Raw genomic sequence first — 14886 nt, 5'->3', positions numbered from 1 at the left:
TTCTACTTACTATCTTCTCGTCGGAACCATCATTTCCCTGCCTAAAGCCGCCAATTTTTCACGTCAAAATGCCTTAAAATAATTAGATAAACTACCATCGAATATTGCCGATTCCCATGGTATAATGTCAGATGTCCTTTACAATTTATCTACAATCCATAGGAGAAAATATGAAATTACATCTAGAACGTTTACTGCAGCTATCCCGGCAGCGGCTGCCCTTTATTCTTATTGCCTTAATTCCTGTGGTCATCATGGAAATTTTAAGCCGCGGGCAATATATAGAGATGTTTACCTGGAGCTATAAACATATTATTGAGCTGCTCTATAATGAATGGATTGTATTTAGTCTGCTTCTGCTTTTCATCGCCATTATTGGCCGTACTAGAGTAGCCTATTGGATTCTTTCAGGCATACTGCTGGTGATGGGACTCATTAGCGGAATAAAACTCAAAATACTAGGCGTCCCTTTGACGCCATGGGATATCGTTTTAGCAGGCGAAGCGTCCGATATGGTGCAATATATTAAAAATATTTTCACCTTCAATGTGCTGTTTATGATCGTGTTGTTCCTTGCAGCCAGCTACTTCTTGTTATACCGCACACAGTTATTTATGAAAAAAGTGCATATAAAAGAACGGGGAATTGTCGCCGTTATTGCGCTAGGCATGTTGGCAGCGGTTTATACCGATTTGCCACTACCTGTTCAGAAATGGTGCGGTATTAAAGCTTCGGTATGGAATCAGGTTGAAAATACGCAAACCAACGGTTATGCGCTGGCCACGTTCCTGAATACCAAGTCCATGTTTAGCGATAAACGTGAAGGTTACGACGACAAAGCGGTCGAAGCCATCGTCAGCAACTCACCTAAACCGCCGATTAAAGCCGGCGATCCGAATGTTAAGCCGAATGTGATTGTCGTATTAAGCGAAGCATTCTGGGATCCTACCGTGATCAAAGGCGTACAATTTAGCCGGGATCCGATCCCATTTTTTCACCAATTACAGCAGACAGGTACGAGCGGCACCATGCTTTCGCCGCAGTACGGCGGTGGGACTGCCAACGTGGAGTTTGAGGTATTGACGGGGAACTCGATGCGCTTCTTGCCGCAAGGATCGATTGCGTATAACCAATTTATTACGAATGAAGTGGATTCCTTAGCTAGTATTTATGCAAGACAAGGTTACACATCTACAGCGATTAGCCCTTTCTATAACTGGTATTTTAACAGCAATCGCATCTATAAAGACTTTGGTTTCTCGAAATATATTCCGATTGAATATTTTAAGCCTAACTATTCGGGCCCTTATATCGCGGATAGTGAAGTTGCTGCGAATATTATCCATGCGACGGAGCTTAGCGACGGTCCTGACTTTGTTTTCGCGAATACAATGGAAAATCATTTCCATTTCTTCCCGGGTAAATTCCCGAAAAATACGTTTGATGTCACAGGGGACATGTCCCCTTCTTCTCAAGGTATGCTCGAAACGCTTGCTCAAGGCATCAATGCGTCTGATCGAATGCTGAAAGAGCTTGTCGAGTATTATGAGAAAAAAGGCGAGCCTACCATCATCGCATTCTGGGGCGACCATTTGCCGGCCTTGGGCGATGATTACGCAACCTATATTGATACCAAATATATCAGTGGTAAGGATGATCCGGATTTCTTGAAAAAAATGTACAGCGTTCCCCTTGTCGTTTGGAACAATTTTGACACGGAGCGCAAAGATAAGCTGAATATCAGCCCATCATTCCTAGGTCCTTATCTTATTGAATTATCTAAACAGCAAGGCAGCTATTATACTAATTATTTAAGCCAACTTTCGAAAAAGATCCCGATCATCCCGCCCAAAGATTATTTTGAGGCGATGCACATCAACGAACAAGATTTAAAAGACTATGAAACCTTGCAGTATGACATTATGTTTGGCGACCGGCATGCCTACAAGGATTACAAGGTGCCTATTATTAATTCGAAATATATGCTCGGTTTTGGTCCCATTCTCCTTGATAAAGTCGAGGCAGATACACAAGACCAGGATATCTCAGGGCGTTCCAGTGTTACACTCCTGATACACGGCAGTAACTTGCCCCCACTCAGCATTGTAACGCTGAACGGTAAAGCCATTCCGACGACATGGCAAGATGAGCACATGGTTACGGCCCGAGTGGAAGGCAATTTGCTTAAAGCCGGAATATGGGACATACAAGTGCAAGTGAAAGACTCCAAGGAAACGGTTGTGGGGAAATCCAACACACTCCCGATTGAGATGGGCGGAAGATAAACAAAAGAGAGTGTCCAACGGCCAAATTCATGGCTTGTGGGACACTCTCTTTTTTCATATAAAATGCAATTAGAGCGTAATGACTTTGCCTGTTGCTTCGGATTCGAATGCAGCCAGGATAACTTCCAAGGAACGCTTGCCTTCTTCGCCGGAAATGCGCGGTTTTGTACCACTCACAATGCAAGAAACGAACTCATCGATTACGCCGCTGACCGTTTGCTTCTCATTCGTCGCTACTTGACCAACTTTGTAACGTTCAACCGTGCCGTTACGAAGTTCAACGATAACTTGATCATTAGGATCTGTATCGATTTTGATAACGCCGTTCTCGCACCATAGAACTGTGGAGTTGTCTTGGCCTTTGTAGTACGTCCAGCTTGCAACCAGAGAGCCAGTAGCACCGCTCTTCATGCGCAGTAAGCAAGTGGAGTTATCATCTACATCCGTTCCCTCTTTGTGAATAGTGCCCACGAAAGCTGCCACTTGTGCAACTTCATCATTCAGCAAATAACGGATCAAATCGGATTTGTGCACGCCAAGGTCGCCCATTGCGCCCATGATCGCTTCTTCTTTACGGAAGAACCAGCTCTCGCGGCCGTCAACGCTCCAGCCTTCCGGTCCTGGATGTCCGAAAGAGGTACGGAATGTCAGTACTTTGCCCAGCTTGCCGGATTCCAAAATTTCTTTCGCTTTCACGTGCGGCGCCATTAGGCGTTGGTTGTGGCCAACCATCAAGAACACGCCGTTTTTCTTAGCAGCTTCAATCATAGCTTCCGCTTCTTCAGCTGTAGCAGCCATTGGCTTCTCTACAAGTACGTGCGCGCCAGCATTTGCTGCGGCAATAGAAACTTCTGCGTGCAAGTAGTTAGGCGTACATACGCTAACAGCATCGACTTTTTCTTCTTTCAGCATTTCAGCGTAGCTGCTGTAAGCTTTTCCGCCGTGAAGCTGAGCGTAGTGCTCAGCTCTTTCGATAATCGGATCAACGAAAGCAACAAGCTCAACATTAGGATTCAATGCGTATTCCGGGATATGTCTATGTTTGGAAATCGAGCCGCACCCAACGACGGCCACTTTAATTTTACTCATTATAATTGTACACTCCTCTAAAAGATAAGTTATGAATTAGTTAGGAACAACGTTGATGTAGTGCTCTTTAACCCAGTTCAAACTGTTTTCAATGCTCACAAGCGGCGGCTTCTGGCAGTGATCCTGCTCAACTACAAGCCATTCCACGCCTGCTTGCTCAGCAGCTTTAATTACTTGCTCCAGCGGAACTTCGCCTAAGCCCAGCTCCAACGTAACCAGCTTGCCTTCAGCATCCTTGGAGAAATCTTTGAAATGAAGCAGCGGCAGACGTCCTGCATACTTGGCAATATAAGCTAATGGATCTTGTCCTGCATATTTAACCCAGCACACATCCATTTCCACTTGAATCGCATCTTTTCCCGCGTACATCGCATCAAAGACGAATTCGCCGTCTACTTTATGATGGAATTCGAAATCATGATTATGGTATAAGAACTGCAAGCCTTGTTTGCCAACTTCAATCGCAATTTGCTCACACTCAGCAATTAGCTTTCTCCATTGCTCTGCATTTTCACGTTCTTCAGCACCTACATAAGGGCAGATCGCATATTTCGCGCCAATCGTGTGCAGGTAGTCGATTTCGCCTTGCAGATCATTGCGGAATCTCTCCAGACTTACATGGCTGCCAATAGCTTTCAGGCCAAGCTCATCCAGCAATTCTTTCATTTCAGCAGCAGGCTTGTCAAAATAACCCGCAAACTCAACGCCTTCATAACCTAACTTCGCAACATGGCGAAGTGTGCCTTCCAAATCTTTAGCCATATCATCACGAAGTGTATACAATTGAAGACCGATTCCTAAACGTCCCATTTGTTTCCCTCTTTTCTTAAATTCCAATTTATGCATTTCTTTGACCATGTAGACAGTATAACGGAACATAGCTTATTATGACCATTCACGATATAATCAAAACATCTCTTATTTGGCTACGAAAGGTGATTACCATGGATACGGAGTTGTTGACCTGCGGCTATTCTTTTCATATGGAACCGTTTAATGTGAGTACGAAATCCGGACTCAATACTTATCTTTTCCGTTTACAGACAGAGGGTACTTGTGAAATTCTCGTTGATGGTCAAATGATTCAAATCGAATCAGGCCATTTGCTTCTATATAAGCCGGGCGATCCGTATGAGTTAAAGATCGAACCCGCGAAAGATAGCCCCGGCGGCAAAATCGCCAGCGGAGATTATTATTTATTTTGCAAAGGGGCATGGATTGACGCCTGGTGGAAAAGGAGCTACAAGCAAACTTGCACACGAATTGATCTAGATGCGCGGCTCATTTCGCTTTGGCGCCAGCTTATTCTTGAAAAACGCAGAATGGAAGAGGAAAACCGGGAGCTTAGCGGTTATTTGCTGCAGGCGTTATGCCTGTATGTGGAACGCGCGGCAACGGAAACCGTTTCCTTGCAAGGACGGCCTTTTACAGGCACTCGGATGAAACGGTTTATCGAGGCGCATGCAACAGCCACTTTCAAAGTGGACGATGTGGCTGACCACGTGGGACTGAGCGTATCCCGCGCTGTTCATTTGTTCAAGGAATGCTTCGGCAAAACCATGATTCAGTACGCCTTGGAAGTCCGCTTATCCAGTGCAGTGGAACGCATGCATGATAGCTCCATGTCCTTGGAGCAAATCGCCTTGAGCTGCGGCTTTGGCAGCTATCCGTACTTTCATCGCGCCTTTAAACATCGATTCGGAATCTCTCCGAAGCTGTATCGGCAGAAAGATTCGCAAAATTAAAGAAAATTCACAAATTTTTCATGTAGTTTTTCTTAGAGTTTGGAACTTTTTTGCCTTCTAAATCGTATATTCTTTGACAACGGAAAAAGCTGGTCCGTTTGCTAGATTCAAAATGAGGAATTATTTAGAATAGTTTTAACATATATACATGAAATGCAAGTTTGTTTCAAAATTGTAAAACTATTTTAAGGTTAAATTAATAATCCTCATATATGCTTGATGTATATCCAATTCCTAGGATGGTGAAAATCTATGAAAATGTTTATTACGATTCATAACAAACCCGTGCCTGTCTACTCCGATGAGAAAAATAAAAAGAAATTCAACCTATTGAAATCCGCTCTTGAAGCGAAAGTTACGAAAGGCAGAGCCACTATTAAGAAATGTTTGGAGTCGATCATCAGCATCGAAATCGTTGGCTGTGAAGCGATCCTTCATTCCTTTAACGAACGCGATTCGTTGGCTTTATCGCTATATTAAAAAAAGAGTTTGTCGAGGGCGTCCCCCAGACAAACTCTTTTTTTCTATAAATATCTTTCCTTCACAATGCTCAGATGGTGTTCAGCATGACCGGCAATCACGTAAGCAAGGCCTCGTGCAGTGATGTCAAACGTGCTGACGTTCGCTTGGCGTGACCAAGCGGAATCTGCAATCGTGCGGCGAAGCGTTAAGGTCGCCTGCCGGACCGCTTTGAAATCATTCAATAAATCCTCGATAGACAGCTCGTCGAACGAAGTATTCGCAACAAAGACGTCTTGATCAAATCCGGGCAGTACCGTCGAATCTCCGCGAGAAATACGCAGCATCCGGTAGCTCATTACCCGCTCAGTGTCCGTAATATGCCCTAATACTTCTTTCAAGCTCCATTTCCCCGGCGCATAGCGATATCGTGACTTTTCATCGTCGATTTCCCCAAATAAAGCAAGGATTTCATCACGTTGACGATCTAAGAACACCTCGTATTCCTCGTCAGTCACTTTGCTGATGTACTGTTCATAATATGGCGCGTATTCATCTTTCCCAGGCCGCTTCAACATAGCGCAGTAATCTCCCTTCCATGATCAGTCTATTTATGTAATAGACTAATCATAGCGGAAATTTGGATCATTGAGAAGATGCTTGTAGCACCCATATCTTACTTTGGAAGTCTCCGCGCAAATCGTTGACGGGAAGACCGGCGTAAAGAAGGTGATCGCCAGGATACTCCTCTTCCTTGCCCGCAATGCGGTAATCGAAATCTGGGTTAAGCCCTTTTAACCGCAGCGTTTTGAGCGGTGCGTTCGGTTCGGCCAACACGCGGAAGTAGCCGACCAGCGCTTGTTTCTTATCTTCAGAGACGATCATCCAAGCCGTTTCGTTGCCCTCAAACGGACTTAACAGACGATATAAGTCGCCGAATTGGACGAGCGGACGAATTTCTTTGTAGTTCGCGATTTGCTGTTTAACAATCTCTTTCTCTTCATCCGTGAAACGGGTGAGATCCAACTCGTAACCGAAGTTACCGGACATCGCCACATCACCGCGCATCTTCAGCGAGGTTTCGCGGTGCACCTGGTGATTCGGAACAGCGGATACGTGCGCGCCCATCGTGCTGACTGGGTAGACGATGCTTGTACCGTATTGAATTTTCAAGCGGGAGACGGCATCCGTGTTATCGCTCGTCCATGTTTGCGGCATGTAATAGAGCATACCAGGGTCGAAGCGGCCGCCCCCACCAGAGCAGCTTTCAAACAAAATATGTGGAAATTCTTTTGTTAACGATTCTAGAACACGATAGAGACCCAGGATATAACGGTGAGCCGTTTCCCGTTGTCTTTCCGGCGGCAGCGCTGCGGAGCCGATTTCCGTCATATTGCGGTTCATGTCCCATTTGACATAAGTAATCGGGCTGCTGCTCAGAATGTTGCGAATCATCCCCAAGATAGCCTCGCAAACATCCTCGCGAGAGAAGTCCAGAATTAATTGCTGCCGGCCTTCTGTACGGCGGCGGTTCGGCACGTGCAAGCACCAATCCGGGTGCTTCCGGTATAATTCGCTGTTCGGAGACACCATCTCCGGCTCAAACCACAGTCCGAATTGAAGCCCCATGCCATTTACTCTGGCAACCAAATCTTCCAGCCCATTCGGCAGCTTTGCTTTATCGACGAACCAGTCTCCTAGAGAGCTGTTGTCGCTGTCTCTTTTGCCGAACCAGCCATCGTCAAGGACGAACAACTCAATCCCAAGATCCTTGCCCGCTTTGGCGATGCTTTCGATTTTGTCCGCGTTAAATTGGAAGTACGTCGCCTCCCAGTTATTTACGAGCACCGGTCTCGTACGGTCACGGAACTCCCCACGGCATAGGCGGGTACGGTACAGTTTATGATAAGACCGCGACATTTCCCCTAAACCGGAGCTGGAGTAAACCATAACGGCTTCTGGCGTCTGAAAAGCTTGTCCAGGCTCAAGCAGCCAAGAGAAATCAAACGGATTAATCCCCATGGAAACACGTGTATTCCCATACGGCTCTACTTCGGCATGAGCGGCAAAATTCCCGCTGTACACGAGGCTAAACCCGTATACATCCCCATGGTCTTCGCCCGCTTCTTTGGCGAGCAATGCAATGAATGGGTTATGCTGATGGCTGCTGGAGCCGCGGCGGCTTTCTACAGTCAATTTGCCAGGAGCAAGCGCTCTGCGTTCGATATACCGCTCTCTCACCCAGCTGCCTGAAAGCTGCAGCAGATCAAATTCGCTGTGCGAATAATCAACGCTCATGCTAAGCGCGCGAAGCAGCTTCAAATCAGCTGTGCCTTCGTTCACGAAACGCACGGATCTTGTTAATGCCGCATGCTTGTCAAAGATGGTGTAAGAAAGAATGACACGTAGACCAATCAACGCATCCACTAATTCCAACTCAAGCGTTTGCGCTTCGTTTTCATGCTCTGTATACGTAGCCGGCAAACCTTCTAATGCAGGCTTACCTGCGTAAATTCGATGTTTATCATAGATAAGTTCAGTAATCGTCGACCCGTTCGAAAGCGCAACTTGATAAGCAGGCTCCCGGAAGTCACTTGTTCCATAGGCTGGATATTCCTGCGGTAACGTATCGAAAGAGATGCTGCGGTCTTCCGGAACCGGGTTCGGAGAGAACGAACATCTTTCATGAAATTGTAAAATGGCGGCCAATTGCCCGGAACGGATGGGGCGACCCCAGTAGACATGTGCCGGGTAGGCATTTTGGACAAGCTGAATCACATAACTCATCTGGCTGTTTTTTAAATGGAAAATACCTTGTGTCTGTTCAAAAGTTATCTGCATAATATCCCTCCTGCTCCTTATTATCTTATTCTTTGCCAATCCGCACTATGGAGATTGTACACTTACATATGGAGAAATGTAGTTTTGCTATAGTATTCCCTAATTTCAGCAAAAAAGGAGCAGCGGCTCGAAAGCCTTGCTCCCTTCCATAAATCCTTCCATTTAGCCGAATTTATACGTCATGCCGTACCCACCTTTGGGATAAACCCAATCAATGTTGTGCGACGGACAAGCAATTCGGCAGGTTCCACACTCAATGCAATTCTCAAAGGCGACCGTCGTAATCTTGAGCTTCTTTTCCCAATCATACACGTCAGACGGACAAAAGTAGTTGCAATCCTTGGTCACACAATTCATACATGTTTGTTTGTCTTTAATGACAAGGTGTGACTTGTCGTCGCATTTGTAACGGATCGTAAACAGCTTATCAGAAATGTCGCTTTGACTCATCCGTTCATCGCCCTCCATCCCTTATAGCCCAGCTTCATCAAGTTCACCGTGCCGCCTGCGGCGTTTTTAATCAGCTTCATCGCCATTTTCTGCTTATCCGCCTTGGCAATGCCATCTACCAGGAACATGTTGTAAGCCGCTTCATTCAGCGCTCTTGGCAGCTTATCAAACAGGAGTTCAGGATCCTGCTCCTTCAGGAACTGATGCATGCCCTTATACTTTTGCAAATCTTTGTGCACAAAGGATTCGCGTATCTTTTGATCATAAGCCTGCAGCGAAGCGGCGGTGTAATCTCCGCGGCCCTTGGCCTCCACAATGGCTTCGCCTGCCAACCGGCCGGAAGTCATCGCCAAATTCGTACCTTCCCGATGGACGAAGTTGATAAGCTGCGCAGCATCTCCGCAGACGCACCAGCCGTTGCCCGAGAGCGGAGGAATCGAGTGAAAGCCGCCTTCGGGGATCAAATGCCCGGAGTACTCCTTCGTTTCTCCTCCCTGTATCAGCTTGCGAATCATCGGATGCTGTTTAACCGCGTCTAGAACGGCATAAGGCTTCACTTTTTTATCGCGCAAATGGTTAACCATCACGCCCACGCCTAAGGAAATCGTATCTTTATTCGTATAAAGGAAACCCATTCCCGCCATGCCAAGTGAAGTTTCGCCCATAAATTCAATCGTCACGCCTTCGTCGCCTTCCAGCCCGAAGCGGTCCTCGATTTTCTCTTTGGGCAGCGCAATCACTTCTTTCACCGCAAGCGACACTTGATCCGGCGTCCATTCCTTATGAATGCCCATGGCTTTTCCGAGCAAGGAATTCACACCGTCGGCAATGACCACAACATCGGCATACAAATCGCCGTCATCCCGATCCGTTTTGACACCAACAACCTTATCGCCTTCACGAATAACATCCAGCGCAACGGTTTCATACACAGGGATGGCACCCGCGGCAACCGCTTTATCGGCGAACCATTGATCAAATTTAACACGTAAACCGGTAAAACAATTGTAAGGCTCTTTATATGCCTCATTGCGGTGACCGAATGTGACCATCGATTCTTTGCCCATCATCCAAATGCGCTGCTCCACAATGTACCGTTCCATCGGAAAGTTCTTCTCTTTCCAAAACTCGGGAACGAGCTCTTCAATTTGCTTCCGGTAGAGGACGCCGCCGAAAATGTTTTTGGCACCGGGGAACTCCCCCCGTTCCAGAAGTACAACAGATAACCCGGCTCGCGCCATGGTTAACGCTGCTGCTGCACCGGCTGGCCCCCCGCCAACGACGATCGCATCGAACTTTTCATTCACTTGGCCTCACTCCTTTCCAGCGTTGGTATAGAAGCGGTTGTATCGGCAGCGGGTTTGGTAAACAGGGTGCGTCGTTTTTTCACCTCTTGCGTGATCGCCGGAACCAGCTTAAACAGATCGCCTACCATCCCATAGTGAGCAAATTGGAAAATAGGCGCTTTCTCGTCTTTGTTAATGGCGACGACAACGTCCGCGTTGCTCATGCCGACGGTATGCTGTACAGCGCCAGAGATGCCGATGGCGAAGTACAGCTTCGGTCGCACAGTCGCACCGGTCTGCCCAACCTGGTGCTCATGCCCGATCCAGCCCGCGTCCACCGCCGCGCGGGATGCGCCAACGACACCGCCGAGCGCCTCCGCCAGCTCGGCGAGCAGCCCGAAGGGCTCAGGGCCGCCTAATCCGCGGCCCCCGGCCACAATAATCTCGGCTTCCTCGAGATTCAGCTTGCCCGTCTCGTGCAGGAAGTCCAGCACCTGCGCGGCAATCTCTTCCTCCCGCATCGCCGCCTCGATGGCGACGATTTCGCCTTGGCGCGCCGTATCCTTCGGCAGCGCCTGAAACACCCCGGCGCGCGCCGTCGCCATCTGCGGCCGGTACTGCTTGCAGAGGATGGTGGCCATCATCTTCTCGGAAAAAGCCGGCCGGCTGGCCAGCAGCAGCCGCGACGGAGGCGGCTCCACGTCGAGCTGCGTCGTGTCGGCCGTCAGCCCCGTCGGCAGGTGCGTCGCGATGGCGCCTGCCAGATCCCGGCCCGTAGCTGTCGCGCCGAACAGCACGATCTCGGGCTTTGCTTCCTCGATCAGCTTCAAACAGACCCGGCTGTAGGGCCGGGTTCGGTATGTGCGAAGCTCCGGCGCTTCGCAGAGGTACACCCGGTCCGCGCCGTAGTGCACGGCTTCCTCGGCGAGGTGGGCTACACCTTCGCCGATGACGAGCGCCATGAGCGGCGCGTCCAGCTTCGCTGCCAGCTTCTTGCCTTCACCTAGCAGCTGCCAGGACACCTTTTTCGCTGCCCCGTCCCGCTGCTCCACAACGATTAATACGCCCCGATAAGCGGACCAATCAGGCATTGCCCCTTCGGCCTGCTCCGTCGTTTGTTCATTGGCCATAGTGACTTCCTCCATTCGTTACATGTTCCTTACAGTTCTCTCTACTCTTGCATCCTTTCGGCATTGCGGCTTTGCCTATGCCCAGTCAAGCAGCGTCTGCATTTCCTTGCTCATGAGCTGGTCAGCGAGTTGTGCCGCGCCCGCTTCCGGCGAATCATAAGCGATCATATTGGTTTTAACAGCTTTCACTTCAGGCACCCATGTCTTTGCAACGATTGTCGGGGAGCCTTTGAGACCGATTTTCGCCCGCTCCAAGTCTGGAAAATCCGCCGTCGTCCACACTGTCGGCTTGTATCGCGCCGCTCGAATCATGCCTGGCAGCGATGCCCTTCGAACCTTGTTCAGCTCCTTCAGCGCTGTGATCAACACAGGCATGCTTGTCTCAACCACTTCAATACCGTCTTCCAAAAGGCGGTGTACGCGAACTTTGCGATTCTGTTCATCAACGTCCACCACTTTGTTCACGTACGTGAGCTGCTCCAAATCCAACCGGCACGCGACCCCTGGCCCGACCTGACCCGTGTCGCCATCAAGTGTTTGTTTCCCGCAAAAAACAATATCCACCGGCCCCCACGTCTCGGCGATTTTACGTATCGTCCGGGCCACGACATAGGAAGTAGCCAGCGTGTCCGCTCCAGCAAAGCCGCGGTCCGTTACGAGGACGGCATCATCCGCGCCAAGCGAAATGCACTCCTTCAGGCCTTTCTCAGCGGGAGGCGGTCCCATGGTCACAACAGTCACTCTTGCCCCGGTTTCATCCTTGATGCGAAGCGCCTCTTCCAGCCCATGCATATCGTAAAAATTCACAATGCTGGGAACGCCTTGACGAATTAACGTGTTATTTTTCGGGTCAATGCGAATTTCTCTAGAGTCAGGCACCTGCTTGATACACACTACGATATGCAGCATTTCTGCACCCTCCTGTTTCTTCCGGAATCTTGTATGACACCGTTTGACAAAACACCCGCAATGCTTGTCATCATTGTGAAAAATGTCACTTAAATGACGCATGGAAATCGCTTTCATGAATAACTTAATAACGCAACAGCCTACAACAATATATGCAAATTGCTATCTAACATGACATTTACTTTTGGCTTGGGCTATTATCTCTGAGCTACTGTGAACATTGCGCATAAAAAAAAGATCGGCCAGGATTCATCCTGACCGACCTAATTGCCAACTGCTATTCATCTTCCGGATCAATCTCATACGTGCATACAAATCGCTCAACACCAGGGTATTTCTCGCCAAGACTGCGAATCACGAAGCCAATGCTCCGGTAAAATTGAACCGTTTCCTCATCCGTCTCCGCCACGATTCTAACTGGGTGCATCTCTTCTATGATTTCGAGGATGATGCCCCGGCCGAACCCGGCTCCTCTGCTATGAGGTTCTACCGCCAGATGATGAATCGTCATTTCCTGCTCATCATTGATTCGAAACCCGATAATGCCGACGAGTACTCCTTCTGATTCATACCCGTAAAGCCACATATTCGAATCTGTTTCATATCTCTTAATCGTCTCTTCTAATACATCCGGATCAGGGAAGACGCTGTAGCTGAGCAGTTCCTGAATAAGATTCTCTTGAAGTCGGGACTTCACATCCATTAACACTTACGATCACTTCTTTCTCTTGTTCATCTGTAATCTATACATAATCTAACAGACTTAACAGCTTGTCAATCTGAGCCGCCGGTTTAACGCCTTTTTCCACCATCAACGGCACGCCACTCCCATAACTTATAAAAGGAATCCCTGCTTCCTTAGCAGCTTGGCCGTCAATCCAGGAATCGCCAACAGATATCCAATTCTCCACTGCAATTCCGGAAAAATGCCTCATCACAAATAAATTCCCTGAAGGATAGGGCTTCATCGCGTCCATCTGCTCCCTTCCGACAATCAAATCAAAACGTTCTTTGATTCCCGTGGTCTCCAACGCTTTAATAGCTGCCGCGTAAGAGTTATTGGTCACAAGCGCAAGTGTATAAGTTCCCTGAAGCTTCTCCAAAAGCTCCTGCGCACCCGGCTCAAGACCCGCCCCCTCCATGCCTTGAAGTTCATAACCCTCAGCAATCTGCAAGGCGGCTTCCAATACTTCTTCCGATGCACCCGCTTCTTTGACATGGGCAAGAATCGTTGAAGTTGTATGCGAGTCAATCGCAAACTCTTGCGATAACATCCCCTCTTGAATTAAAAAAAGGGCAACCGCCTGTTTCATTGCGGGAAAATCAATATGAGATTGAAGAAGGGTATTATCCATATCAAAAATAATGCCACGAATTGCGTTAGCTTTTTTCAACAGCGCTTCCTCCTCCCTATATCAAGATTTAGTGTATTTCGACACAATTCGATTTTAATTAACATTAACCGCTATATACACGCCATTGACTGACAACTATAATAAAACCACCACAGACTGGCACACCATCAATCTATGAGAGGAATCGGATATGCATCTTGCAGAAGCTCATCCCTATAATTTGTACCTCATACTTCTAGCTTTCGTCGTTGTTCTGTCAGCTTCTTGTACTAGTCTGAAATTGACCAAAAGAATTACTGATTCCAGCCCCTGGCAACAAAAATTATGGATCTTAAGATGTGCTTCTACCTTAGCGGCAGGCATCTGGTCCATGCATTTCATCGCGATACTGGCCTGTCCATATCCGTCTGTTAAAAGCTTCGATATGATAACCTTATTTACATCTCTGGCGATCGCTATCATTGGCTCCATCATCGGCTTTACTGTCATGCATTTCGCCGCATTCGAATTTCCGAAATTTCTGCTCGGCGGCACATTTATGGGCTTGTCGATAGCCGGTATGCATTTCATGAATATGAGTGCCCTCAAACAAGTGGAAATTCGCTATGCGCCTTTTCCATTTATCCTTACTATTCTATTAGCTATCATAGCATCCATAACCGCTTTATATCTATCCACCTACGCCAAGCAAAAAGTAGTCACTAGTAGCTTTGTCATCAGTTTAACCCTGACTGGCATGCATTACCTCGGGATGTCTGCTGGAAAAATGACTTATCCAGATAGCAGCATGCTTGCAGAACATTATCGTACGAGCATGGACAGTTATGTTCTCGCCTTGTTAATTGCTTTTGGAACGATCATTTTTTTCTCCATCAACTTGTTTTATTCCATGAAAATTGATCAGAAGGTAGCCGAACAATTTGCCCTGAAAGCTTCTTTACTGGATACAAGCATCGACAGCATCATGGTGTTTAACAGCCGGGGTTGGATTATTGATTGTAATCCGGCAGCATCCGCTGCATTCGGTTATACGCACAAACAAGCTTTGTCCTTAACCGTCTTTGATTTTCTATTTCCTTTTGATCGAAATGGCGAAGCGGCCGCTTCTTTGTTTCAGCAGTTATCACGGCAAGATGCCGCTTTGCTCGGCAAGCGAATGGAAATGGCGGCCTACCGTGCAGACCGTTCCGAATTTCCGGCTGAGATCACCATCACCGGCTTTCAATTCAAAGGCAAAATGATCTTTGCAGCAACAATTAGAGACATAACGAATCAGAAGCGTTCAGCTTCAGCTTCCGCTTCCTGAATCATCCTTATCGACACGAAGAACCTGAGGG

The 14886-nt window shown here is 47.7% G+C and carries 14 protein-coding genes; 4 read left to right on the top strand and 10 right to left on the bottom strand.

Features of this window, described 5'->3' with window-relative positions:
* The first annotated feature begins 170 nt into the window (after positions 1 to 170).
* Positions 171 to 2285 (top strand): LTA synthase family protein, encoded by a 2115-nt coding sequence (locus GON05_RS15125; protein ID WP_157319878.1) that lies wholly within the window; start codon positions 171 to 173, stop codon positions 2283 to 2285.
* Between the two features lie 69 nt (positions 2286 to 2354).
* Here GON05_RS15125 and GON05_RS15120 read toward each other — a convergent pair whose 3' ends face one another.
* Together GON05_RS15120 and GON05_RS15115 are read right to left on the bottom strand one after the other, a co-directional pair.
* Complete coding sequence (locus GON05_RS15120) at positions 2355 to 3374, bottom strand: Gfo/Idh/MocA family protein (RefSeq protein WP_157319877.1); 1020 nt, start codon at positions 3372 to 3374, stop codon at positions 2355 to 2357.
* Positions 3375 to 3410: 36 nt separating this feature from the next.
* On the bottom strand, positions 3411 to 4184 hold the full coding sequence (locus GON05_RS15115) for a sugar phosphate isomerase/epimerase family protein (protein ID WP_157319875.1): 774 nt from the start codon (positions 4182 to 4184) through the stop codon (positions 3411 to 3413).
* A 173-nt stretch (positions 4185 to 4357) separates the two neighbouring features.
* Here GON05_RS15115 and GON05_RS15110 point away from each other — a divergent pair, with 173 nt between their 5' ends.
* Both GON05_RS15110 and GON05_RS15105 read left to right on the top strand, forming a co-directional pair.
* Positions 4358 to 5119: an AraC family transcriptional regulator gene (locus GON05_RS15110; protein WP_338114077.1), complete on the top strand. Its 762-nt coding sequence runs from the start codon at positions 4358 to 4360 to the stop codon at positions 5117 to 5119.
* Between the two features lie 252 nt (positions 5120 to 5371).
* On the top strand, positions 5372 to 5599 hold the full coding sequence (locus GON05_RS15105; RefSeq protein WP_127449564.1) for a 3-dehydroquinate dehydratase: 228 nt from the start codon (positions 5372 to 5374) through the stop codon (positions 5597 to 5599).
* 44 nt (positions 5600 to 5643) lie between these two features.
* Here the strand turns inward: GON05_RS15105 and GON05_RS15100 are convergent, their stop codons facing one another.
* The 8 genes from GON05_RS15100 to GON05_RS15065 form a co-directional block, all read right to left on the bottom strand.
* Positions 5644 to 6156: a DinB family protein gene (locus GON05_RS15100; protein ID WP_157319873.1), complete on the bottom strand. Its 513-nt coding sequence runs from the start codon at positions 6154 to 6156 to the stop codon at positions 5644 to 5646.
* 67 nt (positions 6157 to 6223) lie between these two features.
* Entirely contained in the window at positions 6224 to 8419 is a 2196-nt protein-coding gene (locus GON05_RS15095) for an alpha-galactosidase (RefSeq protein ID WP_157319871.1), read from the bottom strand.
* Between the two features lie 162 nt (positions 8420 to 8581).
* Entirely contained in the window at positions 8582 to 8869 is a 288-nt protein-coding gene (locus GON05_RS15090) for a ferredoxin family protein (RefSeq protein ID WP_157319869.1), read from the bottom strand.
* Positions 8866 to 10176 (bottom strand): FAD-dependent oxidoreductase, encoded by a 1311-nt coding sequence (locus GON05_RS15085; protein WP_181646549.1) that lies wholly within the window; start codon positions 10174 to 10176, stop codon positions 8866 to 8868. Before GON05_RS15085 ends, GON05_RS15090 begins: the two co-directional genes overlap by 4 nt.
* Positions 10173 to 11285, bottom strand: a complete 1113-nt coding sequence (locus tag GON05_RS15080) for an electron transfer flavoprotein subunit alpha/FixB family protein (protein ID WP_157319868.1) — start codon at positions 11283 to 11285, stop codon at positions 10173 to 10175. Before GON05_RS15080 ends, GON05_RS15085 begins: the two co-directional genes overlap by 4 nt.
* A gap of 75 nt (positions 11286 to 11360) precedes the next feature.
* Positions 11361 to 12194 (bottom strand): electron transfer flavoprotein subunit beta/FixA family protein, encoded by an 834-nt coding sequence (locus GON05_RS15075; protein ID WP_127449553.1) that lies wholly within the window; start codon positions 12192 to 12194, stop codon positions 11361 to 11363.
* 277 nt (positions 12195 to 12471) lie between these two features.
* Entirely contained in the window at positions 12472 to 12897 is a 426-nt protein-coding gene (locus GON05_RS15070) for a GNAT family N-acetyltransferase (RefSeq protein WP_157319866.1), read from the bottom strand.
* 40 nt (positions 12898 to 12937) lie between these two features.
* On the bottom strand, positions 12938 to 13588 hold the full coding sequence (locus GON05_RS15065) for an HAD family hydrolase (protein ID WP_246239159.1): 651 nt from the start codon (positions 13586 to 13588) through the stop codon (positions 12938 to 12940).
* Between the two features lie 151 nt (positions 13589 to 13739).
* Between GON05_RS15065 and GON05_RS15060 the strand changes: the two genes are divergently transcribed.
* Positions 13740 to 14855 carry an MHYT domain-containing protein gene (locus GON05_RS15060; RefSeq protein WP_157319864.1) on the top strand — a complete coding sequence of 372 codons (1116 nt, stop codon included), beginning with the start codon at positions 13740 to 13742 and terminating at the stop codon, positions 14853 to 14855.
* Positions 14856 to 14886: the final 31 nt, after the last annotated feature.

This window comes from Paenibacillus anseongensis, from assembly GCF_009757995.1.
Classification (GTDB): Bacteria; Bacillota; Bacilli; order Paenibacillales; family NBRC-103111; genus Paenibacillus_E; species Paenibacillus_E chondroitinus.
The sequence above is the reverse complement of the archived record's forward strand: the minus strand, read 5'-3'. Positions and strand labels throughout refer to the sequence as shown.